The organism is Chryseobacterium sp. sg2396 (assembly GCF_042610505.1).
In the GTDB taxonomy this organism is placed as follows: domain Bacteria; phylum Bacteroidota; class Bacteroidia; order Flavobacteriales; family Weeksellaceae; genus Chryseobacterium.
The window spans coordinates 209,217-225,467 of record NZ_JBHGAQ010000006.1 but is presented as its reverse complement, the minus strand read 5'-3'; the positions used below and the strand labels follow the sequence as shown (position 1 = coordinate 225,467).

The 16,251-nt window shown below is 38.6% G+C and carries 15 protein-coding genes; 2 read left to right on the top strand and 13 right to left on the bottom strand.

Features of this window, described 5'->3' with window-relative positions:
• The first annotated feature begins 37 nt into the window (after positions 1-37).
• The gene (locus ACED20_RS08795; RefSeq protein ID WP_294312498.1) at positions 38-490 is read left to right on the top strand and encodes a FixH family protein; all 453 of its coding nucleotides are present in this window, start codon (positions 38-40) and stop codon (positions 488-490) included.
• A complete protein-coding gene (locus ACED20_RS08790) occupies positions 481-1,248 on the top strand; it encodes a sulfite exporter TauE/SafE family protein (RefSeq protein WP_295213407.1) in 768 nt (255 codons plus the stop codon). The genes ACED20_RS08795 and ACED20_RS08790 overlap by 10 nt, the downstream gene beginning before the upstream one ends.
• 192 nt (positions 1,249-1,440) lie before the next feature.
• Here the strand turns inward: ACED20_RS08790 and ACED20_RS08785 are convergent, their stop codons facing one another.
• The 13 genes from ACED20_RS08785 to ACED20_RS08725 all read right to left on the bottom strand — a co-directional run bounded on the left by ACED20_RS08785 (position 1,441) and on the right by ACED20_RS08725 (position 16,081).
• Positions 1,441-2,556 (bottom strand): CocE/NonD family hydrolase, encoded by a 1,116-nt coding sequence (locus tag ACED20_RS08785; RefSeq protein ID WP_378104210.1) that lies wholly within the window; start codon positions 2,554-2,556, stop codon positions 1,441-1,443.
• The gene (locus ACED20_RS08780; RefSeq protein ID WP_378104209.1) at positions 2,519-3,673 is read right to left on the bottom strand and encodes a CocE/NonD family hydrolase; all 1,155 of its coding nucleotides are present in this window, start codon (positions 3,671-3,673) and stop codon (positions 2,519-2,521) included. The genes ACED20_RS08785 and ACED20_RS08780 overlap by 38 nt, the downstream gene beginning before the upstream one ends.
• Positions 3,674-3,826: 153 nt before the next feature.
• On the bottom strand, positions 3,827-4,525 hold the full coding sequence (locus tag ACED20_RS08775) for a hypothetical protein (protein ID WP_345766729.1): 699 nt from the start codon (positions 4,523-4,525) through the stop codon (positions 3,827-3,829).
• Between the two features lie 63 nt (positions 4,526-4,588).
• The gene (gene serS, locus ACED20_RS08770) at positions 4,589-5,857 is read right to left on the bottom strand and encodes a serine--tRNA ligase (RefSeq protein ID WP_294220847.1); all 1,269 of its coding nucleotides are present in this window, start codon (positions 5,855-5,857) and stop codon (positions 4,589-4,591) included.
• A gap of 68 nt (positions 5,858-5,925) precedes the next feature.
• Positions 5,926-6,429, bottom strand: a complete 504-nt coding sequence (locus ACED20_RS08765) for a hypothetical protein (RefSeq protein ID WP_294234329.1) — start codon at positions 6,427-6,429, stop codon at positions 5,926-5,928.
• Positions 6,430-6,467: 38 nt separating this feature from the next.
• The gene (locus ACED20_RS08760; protein WP_378104208.1) at positions 6,468-7,724 is read right to left on the bottom strand and encodes a polysaccharide biosynthesis C-terminal domain-containing protein; all 1,257 of its coding nucleotides are present in this window, start codon (positions 7,722-7,724) and stop codon (positions 6,468-6,470) included.
• 9 nt (positions 7,725-7,733) lie between these two features.
• On the bottom strand, positions 7,734-8,861 hold the full coding sequence (locus tag ACED20_RS08755) for a glycosyltransferase (protein WP_378104207.1): 1,128 nt from the start codon (positions 8,859-8,861) through the stop codon (positions 7,734-7,736).
• A gap of 111 nt (positions 8,862-8,972) precedes the next feature.
• Positions 8,973-9,461 (bottom strand): hypothetical protein, encoded by a 489-nt coding sequence (locus tag ACED20_RS08750; protein WP_294203447.1) that lies wholly within the window; start codon positions 9,459-9,461, stop codon positions 8,973-8,975.
• A gap of 25 nt (positions 9,462-9,486) precedes the next feature.
• Entirely contained in the window at positions 9,487-10,647 is a 1,161-nt protein-coding gene (locus ACED20_RS08745; RefSeq protein WP_294203446.1) for a hypothetical protein, read from the bottom strand.
• A 14-nt stretch (positions 10,648-10,661) separates the two neighbouring features.
• On the bottom strand, positions 10,662-11,447 hold the full coding sequence (locus tag ACED20_RS08740) for a (Fe-S)-binding protein (protein WP_378104206.1): 786 nt from the start codon (positions 11,445-11,447) through the stop codon (positions 10,662-10,664).
• Positions 11,448-11,508: 61 nt separating this feature from the next.
• The gene (locus ACED20_RS08735; RefSeq protein ID WP_294203444.1) at positions 11,509-12,846 is read right to left on the bottom strand and encodes a (Fe-S)-binding protein; all 1,338 of its coding nucleotides are present in this window, start codon (positions 12,844-12,846) and stop codon (positions 11,509-11,511) included.
• Between the two features lie 9 nt (positions 12,847-12,855).
• Positions 12,856-13,806: an MlaD family protein gene (locus tag ACED20_RS08730; protein WP_378104205.1), complete on the bottom strand. Its 951-nt coding sequence runs from the start codon at positions 13,804-13,806 to the stop codon at positions 12,856-12,858.
• Between the two features lie 127 nt (positions 13,807-13,933).
• Positions 13,934-16,081, bottom strand: coding sequence for a peptidylprolyl isomerase (locus ACED20_RS08725; protein WP_294234339.1), 2,148 nt, complete (start codon positions 16,079-16,081; stop codon positions 13,934-13,936).
• Positions 16,082-16,251 lie beyond the last annotated feature (170 nt).

Below are 16,251 nucleotides of genomic sequence, written 5' to 3'. Positions count from 1 at the left end.
GCATCGTGATGGTTTTTATCCATAACAAAGAAAAGAAATGAAAAATTTTAGTTGGGGACATGGCGTATTTATCGCTTTAGCAGCATTTATTATATTTATTCTATCGATGCTGTTTCTTTTCCCGAACGGACAGAAAAACTCCGAGATGGTAACGGACAATTACTATGAAGAAGAGCTGAAATACCAGGATGTCATCGATGCTAAAAAACGGGCCGATGAACTACAGGAAAAACCGGTATATAGCCAGGATAAATCCGGCATTAAAATTACTTTCCCTCAAGATTACAATAACTCCAATACTACCGTAAAATTCGTACTGAACAGAACCGACGACCAGAATCTCGACGTTCATAAAGCGGTACAACTGGATGCGAACCGATCTTTTATCATTCCCGCTCAGATCCTGAAAATGGGGAATTATACCTTAAGATTAAGCTGGACCAAAGATAAAACCGATTACCGACTGGATTATGATGTGATATGGAAATAGCCCTTATCATATCGGCCATCGGGCTGGGTTTTGCTTCAGGATTCCACTGTATTGGAATGTGCGGGCCTATTGCGCTGTCGATGGGATTAACGAAAAAACAGGCGACGAATTATTATATTCAGAACCTGACCTACCAGTTCGGAAGGATCTTTACCTATTCGTTTTTAGGAGCATTGCTGGGCATTATCGGGGAAGGATTTGAAATGGCCGGATTTCAGAAATACCTTACCATTGCCGTTGGGATATTGCTGATTATCATGGCCTTGTTTTCATTCGGGGGAAAGGATTTTGCGTCCAAAATTCCTTTTATTTCAAAGTTTTTATTTAAAGTAAAATCGAATCTTGGAAGACTGCTGCAAAAAGCGGATTACCGTTCCAGGTTTACCACCGGCTTGTTAAATGGATTTTTACCCTGCGGAATGGTCTACATGGCTTTAACGGCAAGCTTAGCAAGCGGAGGAATATGGCAGGGAGCTTCTTACATGGCCTTATTTGGATTGGGAACCCTTCCGTTCATGTTTACCGTCGTTTTGGTCGGAAACCTGATGAATCAAACCTTCAGAATAAAAGTTCTGAAAGTGATTCCGGTTGTCATGATTATTTTAGGAGGATTATTTATTGTGCGAGGTTTAGAATTAGGCATTCCCTACATTTCACCAAGAGCCGAAGCCATGACGATCTCTAAAGATAATCAAGGAGACTGCCATCTGCCGGGAGATCATAGCTCGCATAAGCACAGCAAGGTGAATTGCCATTAGATCCTTCAAATATAATTTAACAAAATTACGATAAACAAAACCGCCGGAACTTTCGGCGGTTTTGTTTTATAAATTTCAGTACTGCACAATCTCTGAGATTTCCTGCTATTGCTTGTCTTCGGAAAATCTTTGCACCAGGAAAGAGAAATGGAAACTTTTTGAAAATAAATACCAAAAACGAGGCCTATCAGTTTATATAACAGGAATTTCTATATAACTGTTATTATACCACTTTATTTCCAGAGGTTCTTTGGCGTCGGTAATGGTTTCTTCACTTATATCTTTTCCTGTACCGTAGTTAATTTGTACATCTGCACTTTTTCTAATGCCTAAAACCACAATAAGTTTACTCCCTTTTTCTACTTTTCTACTGGTGAAAAAAGTATTTTTTATTGGAATATTTTCTACAAGATTAGGCCGTAATAAATTTCTTTTAGTATTATCTTTTGAATAGCTTGCCCGTGCAAAATATTCATGTGATAGTTTAAGATATTGACCGGAAGATAATTTTTCGTAAACTGTTAGAATAACATCCATATCTTTTTTATTAATCGATACCTTTAAATTCCCTGTAAAACTGCCGTTTATTTCAAAAGAGTTTTCGAAAACATTACTTTCAAAAATTAGTCTGTCTTTTAAATATTCCGGAGATAATTTATTATCTAAGATTTTTTCATCACTAAAACTTTGTAAAGTATCTTTTCGCTCTAAAAAATTAACTGTTTGAGAAATATAAGCCAGCTTAGATTCTGTTTCTTCCAGTTTTGTTCTATTTAAAAATAATTTTAATTTTCCGTTACTTATTTTATTAATTTCCGGAGCACTTTTCCATTCGTTAGAGCCCATAACCTGATAATTTACTTTATCCTTTAAAAATTCCGGCTTTTTCTTTCCCTTCAAAATATAATCAAACCATTGAAAAGAAATTTCTTCGATATTAATTTTTGCAACAGAATCAATTTTATAACCATTATATTCTTCATCCACTCCTGATATGACCCCACTATGTCCATAAGGACCAATTACTAAATAATGGTTTGCATTTTTGTTGTATTTGTGATGTTCGTTATAATAGTACATCGCTCCCCTTTGATCAGCATCATAATAACCCGTAAGCGTTAAAACAGGAATATTAATTTTTGCAAAATCCTTTTTATCGGGCATTTTAGACCTCCAATATTTATCAAAAGAGGGATGTTTTAACCATTTTTGGAAAATAAAATTAGCCTTTCCATATATACTGTCTAATTTATTAAATGCAGTTCCATTTTTATAATAGGAATTGTATATCATCGTTGAAAATTCCATAATCTGTTTTCTTATCGACATAACTTAGCCAGCGTAACATATAAGGACTAAAACAATTATTGTACATTGGAAAATCTATTCCGAAGCCTACTGATGCGGAAGGAATTATTGTTTTTAAAGCAGGGTGAAGACTTTTTGCAGCAGCCCATTGACTAAAACCATCATAGCTTCCTCCAATCATTCCAACTTTGCCATTACTCCAGGATTGTTTTGTAATCCAGTCGATTACTTCATTTACATCTTCTATTTCAAATTCAAATGGTGTAATTTCATCATGACTTAAATAAACTCCCCTGCTATAAGCATTGACGATTGCGTATCCTCTCAAAGAATTGAGCTTTTCATTATTGTTAAACCTTCTTCTATTATAGATACTAAAGTTGAGTACTGTCGGAACTTTATTTTCTCCTTTTTTATATTTTAGAAAGCCTAATGATATCTCATTTCCACTTTTTGTTTTTATAATGACACTATCATTTACTGTGTATTCTTCACGATCTACTTTTTTTATTAAAGGAAGTGCAATATGATTGGTCTCTTTTGCAATAATGTAAGAAATATAATAACGGCATAGTTTAATTGCATTGGATTCTGAAATACTATCATTTACAATATCCGTCTTTATAAATTTAAGGATATCAGTTTTTAATGTCTCTTGTGTATATTTGAAAAATTCACTTAAATAAATTTTAGACCGATCTGATATAGAGTTTATTTTTTCATTAAATGTATTTTCAAATTTATCTCGATAAGGTTTATTTTCAGAACTTAATTTAGATAAGGCATATAATTCATACTGGATCCCTATGATCTCTTGATAATCCAAACCTTTGTACTTAGGAAATGTTTTTAATTCATTTAGATAAAATAGTCCTTTTTTATAATTTCCACTTAGGATATAAAGCCGAAATATATTATCATTAAATTTAATTTTATCACTGTTTTTATAGGTTCTTAGGATGTCATCATTTAGCCTTTTGATATTATCATCAAAAGAACGGTCCTCTATATTCCCAGGAAATTTAAAATAATAATTTTGTGATTGAAAATTTAATGAAAATAACACTAAAACTAATAGTGTTATTTTCATTAATAAAAAATTAATCTGGGTTTTCATAGTGTAAGATTAAACTGTATAATTAATTATCACTGTCATTTAAATAAAGATGACAGTTCGTTTTGTTGATGGACAGTTATTAATATTTAATTTAAAAAAAATAATTCTTTCTGTCAAAAAGGCAGCTTAAAATTCTTTCAAATTTTACAAATCTTACTTGGTATAAATTTCATAAGAATACTCCTTCGATTCCGAAGGGCTCATCCCTTTGATCTGTTTTCTTTTGATCACAGAGTTTATTTCGGAAGCCTTTACCGTTTGTTTTCCATCAATAGAAATAAGCTCATCCGGAGAAGCGATTTTTAGCCATCCGCCGTCGTTGATCAGATAATATTCAGAATCGATCTTAAAAAGCACCTGTTGGTTATCTTTTTTTGCCGTTTCAATTTTTTTGCTGAAATATGTTTTTTCCTTAACTTTAATCAAGCCTGCTATGACCGAATCTATTGAAAGATCTTTAGTGAAAACCATTTCAGAAAAGGATTTGCTGTCGTTTCTCGTTATTCCGAAATAATAGGCACACCGGATATTGTTCCCTAAATTTCCCCAGTTCTCGGTCTGCACGAAAGATTGATATCCACTTTTCTGCACTTTAATCTTAAAGTGAATTGCTCCATTACCCGGATATTCTATTTTTCCTTTAAAATAGCCTCTGGAATCGGTTGTTGCGATTAACAATCCTTTTTCATCATAGAGTTTTGCGTTTTCCAAAGCATTTAAGTTTCCGGCATCTGTAACAAGTCCTGCAATCTCTATAAATCCTGCTTCAATCCGTTTTTCTGTTTCCGAAGCGTTCAATGAGACAGAACAAACGACACATAGTAATACAATAAGCTTAAAAATTTTCTTCATAATGTTTTTTTTGGTTAATAATTTATAAATAAAAATGCCCTCTTAACAAGGGCACTTTTATAATTAATTGATCACATCAAATCTCGCATATTCAGCAATCTTCTTCGGAAGCTTTATGCCTTCCGCGGTCTGATTGTTTTCCAGCAAGGCGGCCACAATTCTCGGTAAGGCCATTGCAGAACCGTTCAGCGTGTGTACCAGCTGGGATTTTCCGTCCGTTTTGTAACGGCACTTCAGCCTGTTAGCCTGGAAGGTTTCAAAATTGGATACGGAACTTACTTCAAGCCACATTTCCTGGGCCGCACTCCATACTTCAAAATCGTAGGTCATGGCAGAGGCAAAGCCGGTATCACCGCCGCAAAGCCTTAATACCCGGTAAGGCAGCTCAAGATCGCTAAGGATTTCCTTGATGTGTTCCACCATTTCTTCGAGTACGGCATAAGAGTTTTCAGGTTTTTCAATCCTTACAATCTCTACTTTTTCAAACTGGTGAAGACGGTTCAGGCCTCTTACATGAGCTCCGTAACTTCCCGCTTCCCTTCTGTAACATTGAGAGAAAGCCGTATTTTTTATCGGTAAATCTTTTTCATCAAGCAAAACATCGCGGTAAAGATTGGTTACCGGAACTTCTGCTGTCGGGATCAGGTATAAATCATCTGCCTGGATGTAGTACATCTGTCCTTCTTTATCCGGAAGCTGACCTGTTCCATATCCTGAAGCTTCATTGACCACGTGAGGCGGATTGACTTCTGTGTATCCTTTTTCAACATTTTTGTCCAGAAAATACTGAACCAATGCCCGCTGCAATCTTGCGCCTTTTCCTAAATAAACTGGAAATCCTGCGCCGGCAATTTTTACCCCCAGCTCGAAATCGATCAGGTTATATTTTTTAGCCAGTTCCCAGTGCGGGATTGCTCCCTCACCAAGACCTTCCACATCATGAGACTGGTAAATGATCTCGTTGTCATCCGCAGAAGCACCGCTTTTTACCCGTTCATTTGGAATGTTCGGCAACTGGTACAGGATATTGACTAATTCTTTCTCCTTAACATCCAATTGAGATTTCAATTCCGACGTCGACTCTTTGTATTGTGCGGTTTTAGATTTTGCGGACTCTGCCTCCTCTTTCTTTCCTTCTTTCATTAAAAGCCCGATTTCTTTCGAGATTTTATTGATTTCGGCAAGCTGGGAATCCAATTCAAACTGAATTTTTTTTCTTTCTTCGTCAGTAGCAATAGCCTCGTCTACCAATCCAAGATTCTTGAATTGTCTTTTTTGAAGACCTTCTAAAACGCGCTCTTTATTGTCGCGCAAAAAATTGACTTGTAACATTTTATTTAGATGTTAGTTATTAGAATGCGGAGCATCGGAATGCCTGCAGTTTTGCAAATGTATAAAATTTATTTTACGATCGTTACCACGTTCGGGGAACCCGGTGTTTTGGTAAATCTCAGAGTATCGTTATAATAGACTTTCGAGACTTCAAAAACGGACGGCGTCATGCGGTATTGTATTTCCAACTTATCGTTAATTGTATCAAGGATTGTGTTATTAAGCCTTTTAATTAAAGAAACCGTTATTACGGAGTGATAGGTCTTATTATTAGGATCCAGAGTATCCATCCCTATTCTTCTTGCTCCGGCGATATATTCGATAAAAAGCGTGGAATCCGCAGTCGCCCGTAACGAACTGCTTACCGGTGAAATATCTTTAATCCCGAACACATCGTTCAGGGAATAGGTAAAATACGTCTGATCCTTTTTCTGGTGAAGCAGATCCCGCCCTGCACCATTTTTCATATAGATATCTAAAATCTGGTCGATCTGCTGCAGCTCATCATCGCCCGTTCTGCAGCTCAGAACAGCTAAAAATACCACCAGGATTCCGAAAACAATATTCCTCATTTCCAACAAAGATAAAAACTTATTTTTATTCCGTCGCCTTATTTTTTCTTTAAGACCTTATTTAAAAGTAAATTCATTTCGGTTCTGGACAACATAAAGTCGCTTACACGAAATTCTGTTATCTGATAGAACCGCCAGAATAAAATCCCGGACGAAAGACAGTACGAAACGGAAGTTACAATACAGGCTCCGTTGATACCCCATTTAGGAATCACATAATAAGAAGAAATTACGGTAAAAATCAAACCGATCAGAGATTTCACATTTAAAATCCTCAGCTTATTGATCCCTGCAAAATAATACCCGATGATATTGCTTACGGCAATCGCCAGAATCCCCGGAGAAAGCAGCAGAACGATTTCCTTCGTACGGCTGAAATCCTTACCGAAAATCCAGGCATAAACCTGTGCCGGAATAATCAGCATAATTATGATAAACAAGAGGGTAATCCAAAAACTGACCTTCAGGGATATTTTTGTTTTCTCAACCGCTTCATACGAATTTTTATTATTCACCACATCCGAATACAGCACCACCGAAAGGCTTCGGCTTACCGTCCAGACCGCCTCCGAAAAAGCAACCCCGACTGAAAAAATCCCAACACTGGTAATTCCTTTAAAATATTCGAGGAAGTAAAAGGACAGCCGATAATTAAGGAACTGCAGGAAAGCACTTACCTGGGTTTTCCATCCGTAATCGAAAAGCTTATATCCAACCGTTCTTGAGAAAGAAATATTTTTAAAGGTACAATGTTTCAGCACCTGGAAAGCACTTATGGCAAACAAAACACCGAAACAGCTGATTTGGGCAATAAAATAAGCATTAACGGAAGTAATTCTGAACAGATAAATTATAATAATGATAAAAACAATATGTACTACCTGTTGCAGAACTGTATAAAGATTGAACATCCTGATATTCTGCTGACCGACAAACAGGTTCACATTGGCCGACAAAAGGGATGACAGCACCGAAAGCGCTATTAAATAATTTGAATATTCAGGAGCGTGGGTAAAACTGAAAAAAAGCGGGATTGCCAGACCCATCAATAGGGACCAAAGGTAGGCGAACGGCAGAATTTCCTCCGTCCGGAATCTTTTGGCAAAATAACTCATGCTGCTCCCGACGAAAACATTGGCAAAGAAGCTGATCAATGTAAGGTCCGCGACCATCAGTGAAATGGTTCCTTTCCCTTCACTTCCCCACTGATTGGTTGTATAAATAACAAGACCGAAATTTAAGATCAGAATTAAAAATCGTGAGAAAAATGTTTTCAGAATGGTGCCCTGCTTCATCTTATTATCTTATGGATTAGCAATGAAGTTGACAAATACATCCTTAATAGCCGCCCAATTATATGTTTGCTCATACGCCAGCCTGGCATTTTTGGCGTGATTTGTATACAATTCAGGATTTTCGACATATTTTACAATGCAATCAGCTATTGTTTCAGGATCTTCCGGATCAACGAGGAAACCAAATCCGGAAACGTCTATATGCTGTCTGATGGCTTTCAGATCGGTATAGATTACCGGTTTTCCGGAAGCGGCATAGTAGAACAGTTTAATCGGAAGGCAATGATGGTTTTCATAATTCTTTGTTCTCAGGTCGAAACAGATGTCTGCCTCCGCGTATGCTTCCGTGAAGGTTTCAAAAGATGCGGATTTGCCTATTTTTATATTTTCAAAACGGTATTTTTCCAGCTGTTCCGCAAAATATCTTTCGTCTCTTTCTTTTCTTGCCCCTCCGATCAGCAAAATACGGATGTGCAGGCCGGGTTTCTTTTTTCTTAAACAGTCCGCCGCAGCAAAAAAATTACCGATTCCTTTTTCTGCTGAAAATTGCCCGGTGTAGCAAAGGGTAATCGTATTTTCTTGAAGTGCTTTAATGTTCGGATGAATGTAAATATCATCCGGGTAATAAGGCAGGACAATTTTCTTTTTAAACGGGAAAAAATAGGCCAGCGGGAACTTTTTCGTATCCTCCCCGAAAATATAATTCGTACTGATGAAGCCCGCATACAGCTGGATCAGGAAAAATTTAAAGGCATGAAAAATATTTAACGGAAAAGAAAACGGCTCGATCATTCTCAACGAAGGATACCATTCGGTTATATCGTAAACGATACGTACCTTTTTCTTCTGCTTTTTAAACTTTTTAGCAGCAATAACGGCCAGCGGTTCCGAACAGATGATGCTATCCGGCTGAAAATCCTGGCATACTTTTTCAAAAACTGCTTTTTTTTCCTCCGTGCTTTTATCCAGCACCGGATAGGATTCGATTTCGATGCCATCAGTTGTTCCCTGGAAATCTGAAGAAAGGCTGCAGATCTTAACCTGATAACCCTCATTTTTCAATGCTTTTGCCTGATGATAGAAGATCCTGTCATCATCGTGTCGGTGGGCAGTGGTTAAAAAAAGTATTTTAGGCATCAGCGTCCGGAACCTTTTGTTTAAATCTTTTAGAGATATTTCTGCAAATATACTTAAACCAAAAAAAGTGGAGATACTCCACTTTTTATATTCATCTTAATAATAATCTGTTTATTTAATTCCTGCAGCCCAGCTTCTATCAAAAGGCAAAAGGAAGTTTCCCAGAAATTCAAGATACGTATTTTTTGAAAAGTCGAATACCTGAATATCCCTGGAGATTTCCCCGTTTCGTACTTTTGATTTGAAATCATTAAGTTTCAATGTTTTTACTTCGCCATTCTCCACGAAACTGGCTTTCATCCTGTCGAAAAGCCCCAGTTGGTATTCTTCATCGATTTCCCTCATGACTTTCCCCAATGCATCGATGCTGCATCCCGAAGCCATTTCTTTTTCCTCATCCACACAGATGATAATAAACTGATTTTTTTCGATCTTAAAAGACGAAGAAAGCGGCTTTCCGTGTGCTGCCCAGGTGGCCAGGAAGTCAAACAGCTTTTCGGTAATCTGCTTCGCTTCTTTGGTCTCAAAAGGTCTTGAGGCCGGATAGATAATTACTCTGTAATCGTTCGCTTCTACTATATTGGATTCTTCAATCTTCATTGCTGATGTATTTTAAAGTTCAAAATTACGCAATTTTCCTGAGTCTGAAACCATTATATTTTGTGCTGAGCACCGATAAGAATATGAACAGCAACAGGATAATGTAGCCGAAGAAAAACCTTAATCCCGACGAATGCGGAAAAATGAGAAATTTAATGTAGATATTCACCAGAACAATGATTGAAAAAGCCCTGATCCACCGATCTTTTGAATAATAAAATATGAGCCCCGTTAGCCCTAAGGAAATTAAAGTGACTCTTTTGAAATATATAATTTTTGTGTAAATAATATGCAGATAATCCTGAAACGTGAAATCCGGCGGCAAACCCGAGATAAGCGGCCGTCTGTAAATAAAAGAATCATAAAAAAGATGTTTCCATCCCGGGTAGCCGGAAGCTTTAATGATGATAAAGTACAGAGCCAAAAGAATCATTCCCTGTATGACAAGATTGAGATCCCATTTTTTCTCTTTAAAATATCCGTACATACCTGTTAGTAACAGATAGCTTAAAGTAAGAGGCAGGTAGTCCGGTCTTGTAAAAGTAATCGCAAAAAGAATGGAAAACATAATCCAGCGATTCCATTTTTTTAGAAAACCCGCCATAAAAACCAGCAGAAATTGCAGGACAAAAAGATCCGGGGTCGATACCCTGGACATGTATGTCATCGGAGGCAAAAGTATAATTCCGACAGTTAAAAAGCCTGCGAGCAAATAGTTTTCAGGAAATATGAATTTCAGAATAAAAAAAATCAGCATTCCCGAAATAAAGTAAGAGAAAATACTGAGAAATGTGACGGCATCCGGTGATGAAAATCCCAATTGATACAGCACTAAAACAGCCAGATTGTAGCCGGCTTTGATTTTAAAATAAGGCAGCTGTTCCTTAAAAGCTTTTGTATTAAATGCAAAAGCCTGCCGTGCCGGATCCGGGGTTTTTAAAGTTCCGGTGATGTCTTTGTATTCGTAAGCCGGAGCCTTTTTTTTTATCTCCGAATAAGTAAGCTTATGGACTTTGTCCGGTTGATCCGGAAATTTCAGGGTATACATACAGCCGATATAACCCGGCATATCCCAGTCGTAAACCCTGTTTTTGTAATTCCAGAAACTAAGATATGCCAGAATACCAACGATTACAAAGAAAGAAATCCGCCATCCGGCTTTCATGGAAACATCCGCTGCTTTCAACTGCTGTAAAAAATTTACAGATCTTCCGCTTCTGCCAAAAGCTCCACGATATCTTTTACTGCAACTTCATGATTTTTATTGAAATGTTTCACGCCGTCCGTCATCATGGTATTACAGAACGGGCAGCCTGTAGCAATTACTTTAGGCTCGGTAGACAAAGCTTCTTCGGTTCGCTCGATATTAATGTCTTTTTTTCCTTTTTCAGGCTCTTTAAACATCTGTGCACCTCCGGCACCGCAGCAAAGACCATTGGTTTTGCAACGTTTCATCTCAACCAGCTCGGCGTCCAGTTTTTCAAGCAACATTCTTGGTGCTTCATATTCGCCATTGGCACGTCCCAAATAGCAAGGATCGTGAAAAGTGATTTTCTTCCCGCTGAAAGCACCTCCTTCAATTTTCAGGCGGCCTTCTTCCATAAGGTTTCTAAGAAACTGGGTATGATGGATAACCTCATAGTTTCCACCCAAGCTCGGATATTCATTTTTCAGGGTATTGAAACAGTGCGGACAGGCCGTCACGATTTTTTTTACCTCATACGCATTCAGCACTTCAATGTTTGTAAGGGCCATCATCTGGAAAACGAATTCGTTTCCGGCACGTTTTGCAGGATCTCCGGTACAGCTTTCTTCCTGTCCCAGAACCGCAAATTCAACCCCTATTTTATTCAGTATTTTGCAGAATGCTTTTGTAATTTTTTTGGCACGGTCGTCAAAGCTTCCCGCACAGCCCACCCAGAATAAAACTTCCGGTGATTTTCCTTCGGCAGCGTAATCTGCCATGGTTTTTATATTGAAGTCCATTTTAATTCAGTTTACCAATGAATGATTGTTACACCACTACACTTTTGCATTGTTAGCATAATTAGTCTTTTGCCCAGTTCAGGCGGTCTGCCTGATTGTACTGCCAGGGAGCGGCATTGTTTTCGACATTGGCCATCATCAGGTTGAGTTCCTGCGGTGCCGCCGATTGTTCCATTACCAGGAATCTTCTCATATCCATGATGATGGATAAAGGATCCAGCAGTACCGGACAGGCTTCCGTACAGGCGTTGCAGGTTGTACATGCCCAAAGCTCTTCTTTCGTGACATAATCATGCAGCAACTTTTTACCGTCATCTTCAAATTTACCGTTTTTGTCGATATTTCTTCCTACTTCTTCAAGACGGTCTCTGGTTTTCATCAGAATAAGTCTCGGTGAAAGTTTTTTACCGGTGATATTGGCCGGACAAACGGCTGTACACCGCCCACATTCCGTACATGAATAAGCATTTAACAGCTGAACCTGATTAAGGTCGAAAATATCTTCCGCCCCGAATTTTGACGGCGCTCCAGTTTCTCCTTCTGCCGGATCGGCATAAGGATCGGCATTCGGGTCCATCATAAGCTTAATTTCCTTGGTCACGGACTCAAGGTTGTTGAATTTCCCTTTCTTTTCCAGATTGGCGTACCAGGTACTTGGGAAAGCCAGGATTATATGTAAATGTTTTGAATAATAAAGGTAGTTCATAAAGAACAGAATACCTGCGAAATGGAACCACCAGGCCCCTCTTTCGATTCCGAACAGGAACCCGCTATCGAAGCTGAATGTCTCCAGAAACGGAACAAACGAAATATTACTGATAGGAAACGATCCTACATTTGCAAAATGACCATATCCCCTGCTCTGTAAAATAGAATCTGAAGCATTCATCATAAAGAAAGCCATCATTAGGGCAAATTCTATAATCAGGATCCAGTTGGCATCTTCTTTCGGCCATCCAAGAAGTTCTTTCATCGTCAGCCTTTTTACGCCGTAGAAATTTCTGCGGATAAAGAATGCCACCACTCCGATCACTACCAATAAAGCTAAAATTTCCAGTGTAGCCGTAAAGAAACTGTAAACACCGTTTCCTACGATGGCAGATAAAAACCGATGGGTTCCGAAAATTCCGTCTACTACGATTTCTATAAGTTCAATATTAATAATGATAAAACCCACGTATACGAAAAGGTGCAAAACTCCGGCAATCGGACGTTTCGTCATTTTGCTCTGTCCCATTGCCACTCTGGCCATAGTTTCCCAGCGCTCCCCTTTTCTGTCGTTTCGGTTGATTTCTCTTCCCAACCGGATATTCCGGTAAATTTTAAGCAGACTTTTGGCAAACAGCCCGAAACCTGCTACTAATAAGATAAAAAAAATAATATGAGGAATATACTGCATGGTTATATATTAGTCTTTACTATTCTTTCCGAACACGGAGAAATTAACATATTTTTTAGGATGTGCTTTAAGGTCTTCGATCAGACCATTAAGATTGCTGGAGGCTGTGTTAAGATTATTGTACAGCTGGTCATCTTTCATAATTTTCCCTAAGCTTCCTTCGCCTCTGTTGATTCCGGAAACCACTTTATTGAGTTGGCCAACGGTTTCATCAAGATTAGCAATGGTTGCATTGAGTTTCTTCGTGTCAATGCTTTCCGCTAAATTTCCGTATTTATCCAAAGTAACTTTACCGCTCTGCATCGTAAGGCTGGCATCATCCAGTACTTTCTGAAGTTTGGGATCGTTGTGTCCTACAAGAGAGTTTACGCTTGCTGCGGTGGTTTGCAAAGCACCTACGGTCTTATTAAGATTAACCAGTAATAATTTAATTTCCTGCCTGTTTTGAGCATCTACCAATTGATTAGCGTTGGTCATTAAAGAATCTACCCGGTGAAGAACCACCTGCAACTGATCTTTTACCGGCCCTACCTGAGAAGAAAGACTTCCCAAAGTTCCCAATTTGAAAGCACCTCTTAAAGTATCTCCGTCTTTTGCAGTAGGACCTCCGTACATAAGATTAATTCTCATTTCTTTCCCACCCATCAGGCTGGGTTCAAAAATTTCCAAAGTTGAATTTTTCGAGAACTCAAAATTATTATCTACGGTAATTTTTACAAGAAAATCGATTTTTCCGTCTTTGTTGGTATTTGGAATAATTTTGTCAACCTGTCCTACTTTTAGACCATTGATGGAAACAGGCGATGATTGGGCTAATCCCTCTACGTTATCATATTTTGCGTAAAATATATTGTCGGTAGTAAAAAGGCTACGGCCTTTCATAAATTGAAAAAGCACCACAAAACCAACGATGGCCAATAGTGCGATCACACCAGCTTTTAATTCTTTACTGAACTTCACTTGCTAAATTTTTTCTAATGAGCAAATATACTACATTTAAATTAATGTTTTTCTTCATTGCTCTGCGTTACACACAAAAAAAGCGGCAAAAACTTTGCCGCTTTTTATCCTTATGGAAATTATTTTTTTATTGTTGCTGAGAACCCAATTTGTTCCAGATTTCAATTCTGTAATCGTCGATCTTCGCATTATCCTGCAAGCTCTTTAACCAAGCCTGACCAAACATTCCGCCGTTTCTCTGGGTTACGGATTCCGTGAATTGTTTAAGGTCTCCAGGCTGTTTGTTTGTGGTTTCATTTTTCTTAACCAAAACATACACACCTGTTCCTCCTTCAACCGGATTGGAAACCTGTCCTTTCTTCACCCCGAATGCAGCTCCTGCCACTTTCGGTTCCATAGAACCTGCTACGGATGGATTCAACATATTAACCTGTGCAGACTGCTTGGTTGTTCCAAACTGTTTAGCTACCTGATCGAGACTTCCCGGTTTACCCATTTTCTCTACGATCTTTTTCGCAGCCAGCTTGTTCTTCACAACAACTTCGATCTGGTCTCTTACCGATTCAGGATCTGCAGTTCCTTTTTCCTGCTTACCATTTAAGTAAACAACAATTTTATCTCCTGTTCCGTCTACCGTAAATAATTCGGTATCTCCTTTTTCTCTTTTCTTATCAAATGCCCAAGAGAGGATATCCGCATCTTTTTCCGTTCCTAAGCCCTGAAGCTGCCCGTCGAATCTCTTCGCCTGTTTCGGATTGGAGAACTGGTAGTTTGCTTTTTTGGCAATGTTCACAAAATCGTTAAATGATTTACCCTGAACCTGCTGAACAAAACGGCTTGCCTTTTTGTTTACTTCCGCTTCCGTAGCATCGGAAGGTTTAACGGCTTTTACAAGGTTAGCTACTTTATAAGCCATTGCTCCCGGCTTTTTATCTTCAATGTTGATGATATGGTAACCGAACTGTGTTTCAACGACACCGGTTGCTCCTTTAGGATTTTCTGCAAGATACTTTAAGAATTCCGGTACGAAAGGCGTTTCCGGAGTTGTCCACCCTAAGCTTCCGCCCTGTGCGGCAGAATTCGGATCGTTGGATAACTTAAGGAATTCCGTGAATTTAGCCGGATTGGCTTTTACAATAGCTCCAATTGAATCCGCCAGTTTCTTAGCCTGTTCTTTGGATCTTGTAACGCCTTCTCCTGCCGGGCTTCCTTTGAAAGCGATAAGGATATGTCTTGATAATGTAGAATCCGAAGTCTTTTTATCCAAAAGCTTAGACACCACATAGAAATTCTGCTCTTTATAAGGACCGAAAGTCTGACCGATCGCTGCTGTTGGCAGCTGCGCCTGAATAGCCTGCGGTAATTGATTCGGCTTTACATACTGAGGGTTGTAAGGCATATCTGAATTGGCCATCACGAACATAGAGTCGTTTTTGGTATTCTGGAAATTTTCAGAGCCTCCGCTCGCATCCGTTCCTGCTGAGAACAGTTTGTTGATCTCTTTCTGAGCTGCGGCATCATCAGCTGCACTCGGCTGAGATGGGAAATATACGATTCCAATGTTTCGGCTTTCTTCCGCTTTGAACATTACAGGATGCTGCTTGATATAATTAGCAAGATCTTCAGTCGTCACCTTGATGTTGTTTTTCTGAAGGTAAGTTGCATAATCGATCTTTACGAAATCGATATCCGCCAGCTGATCTCTTTCTTTCATCAGCTCTTCAGCTTCTTTTTTACCGGTCGTAATCCCCGTGGAAACATTGGCAAAAACCTGTCTTGCCATCAGTCTGTACTCCACTGATTTTCTGGTTTTCAGCCACTGGTTGTATCCTTCCGGAGAAGCAGCCTTCATGTCTTCGATCTGTTTTTTAAGCTCCTGGGTTTTGAAATTACCTTTCTCATCGAAAAACTGCTTCTGCTGTGCAAACATCTGATCGTACTGCAGCTGGCTCCAGAAATAGTCCTCCGTCATTTCGAAGCCCATTTTCTCGAATTGCTGCTTGATTAGTTTCGACTGCACCAACAATTGCCACGCCTGCTCTTCAAGCCCGTTTTTCGGCTGTCCCTGCTGCTCGGCCTGTTGTTGAAGCACGAAGAGCTGATCGTTAAACTCTTCACGGGTAATTTTCTCACCATTTACTTTTCCTAAAACATCAGGATTTTTACCGAAAACCTTATCGATACTGTCTGGGTTTACAAGGAACGCCAAAAGCGCCAGTGCAATTACGCCCATCAAAAGCCAAGGTCTACTCCTAATTTGTCCTAAAATTGCCATTATATATATTATAGTTTTTTATCAGTTTGCGAAAATACACATTTTTAAGAAATTACGGAAATGCAAGGCCTTTATTTTAATTTTTAAAATTTAAATTATACAAAAAAGGAAATTTTGACCATATTTTTTAGCAAAAAACAAATGGCATAAGTCTTGTGCCTTATAACGTC

Bases quoted from the DNA above. Each gene is read 5' to 3' on its own strand.
- ACED20_RS08795 (WP_294312498.1), top strand. From the start codon at position 38: ATGAAAAATTTTAGTTGGGGACATGGCGTATTTATCGCTTTAGCAGCA.
- ACED20_RS08790 (WP_295213407.1), top strand. From the start codon at position 481: ATGGAAATAGCCCTTATCATATCGGCCATCGGGCTGGGTTTTGCTTCA.
- ACED20_RS08785 (WP_378104210.1), bottom strand. From the start codon at position 2,556: ATGGAATTTTCAACGATGATATACAATTCCTATTATAAAAATGGAACT.
- ACED20_RS08780 (WP_378104209.1), bottom strand. From the start codon at position 3,673: ATGAAAACCCAGATTAATTTTTTATTAATGAAAATAACACTATTAGTT.
- ACED20_RS08775 (WP_345766729.1), bottom strand. From the start codon at position 4,525: ATGAAGAAAATTTTTAAGCTTATTGTATTACTATGTGTCGTTTGTTCT.
- serS (WP_294220847.1), bottom strand. From the start codon at position 5,857: ATGTTACAAGTCAATTTTTTGCGCGACAATAAAGAGCGCGTTTTAGAA.
- ACED20_RS08765 (WP_294234329.1), bottom strand. From the start codon at position 6,429: ATGAGGAATATTGTTTTCGGAATCCTGGTGGTATTTTTAGCTGTTCTG.
- ACED20_RS08760 (WP_378104208.1), bottom strand. From the start codon at position 7,724: ATGAAGCAGGGCACCATTCTGAAAACATTTTTCTCACGATTTTTAATT.
- ACED20_RS08755 (WP_378104207.1), bottom strand. From the start codon at position 8,861: ATGCCTAAAATACTTTTTTTAACCACTGCCCACCGACACGATGATGAC.
- ACED20_RS08750 (WP_294203447.1), bottom strand. From the start codon at position 9,461: ATGAAGATTGAAGAATCCAATATAGTAGAAGCGAACGATTACAGAGTA.
- ACED20_RS08740 (WP_378104206.1), bottom strand. From the start codon at position 11,447: ATGGACTTCAATATAAAAACCATGGCAGATTACGCTGCCGAAGGAAAA.
- ACED20_RS08735 (WP_294203444.1), bottom strand. From the start codon at position 12,846: ATGCAGTATATTCCTCATATTATTTTTTTTATCTTATTAGTAGCAGGT.
- ACED20_RS08725 (WP_294234339.1), bottom strand. From the start codon at position 16,081: ATGGCAATTTTAGGACAAATTAGGAGTAGACCTTGGCTTTTGATGGGC.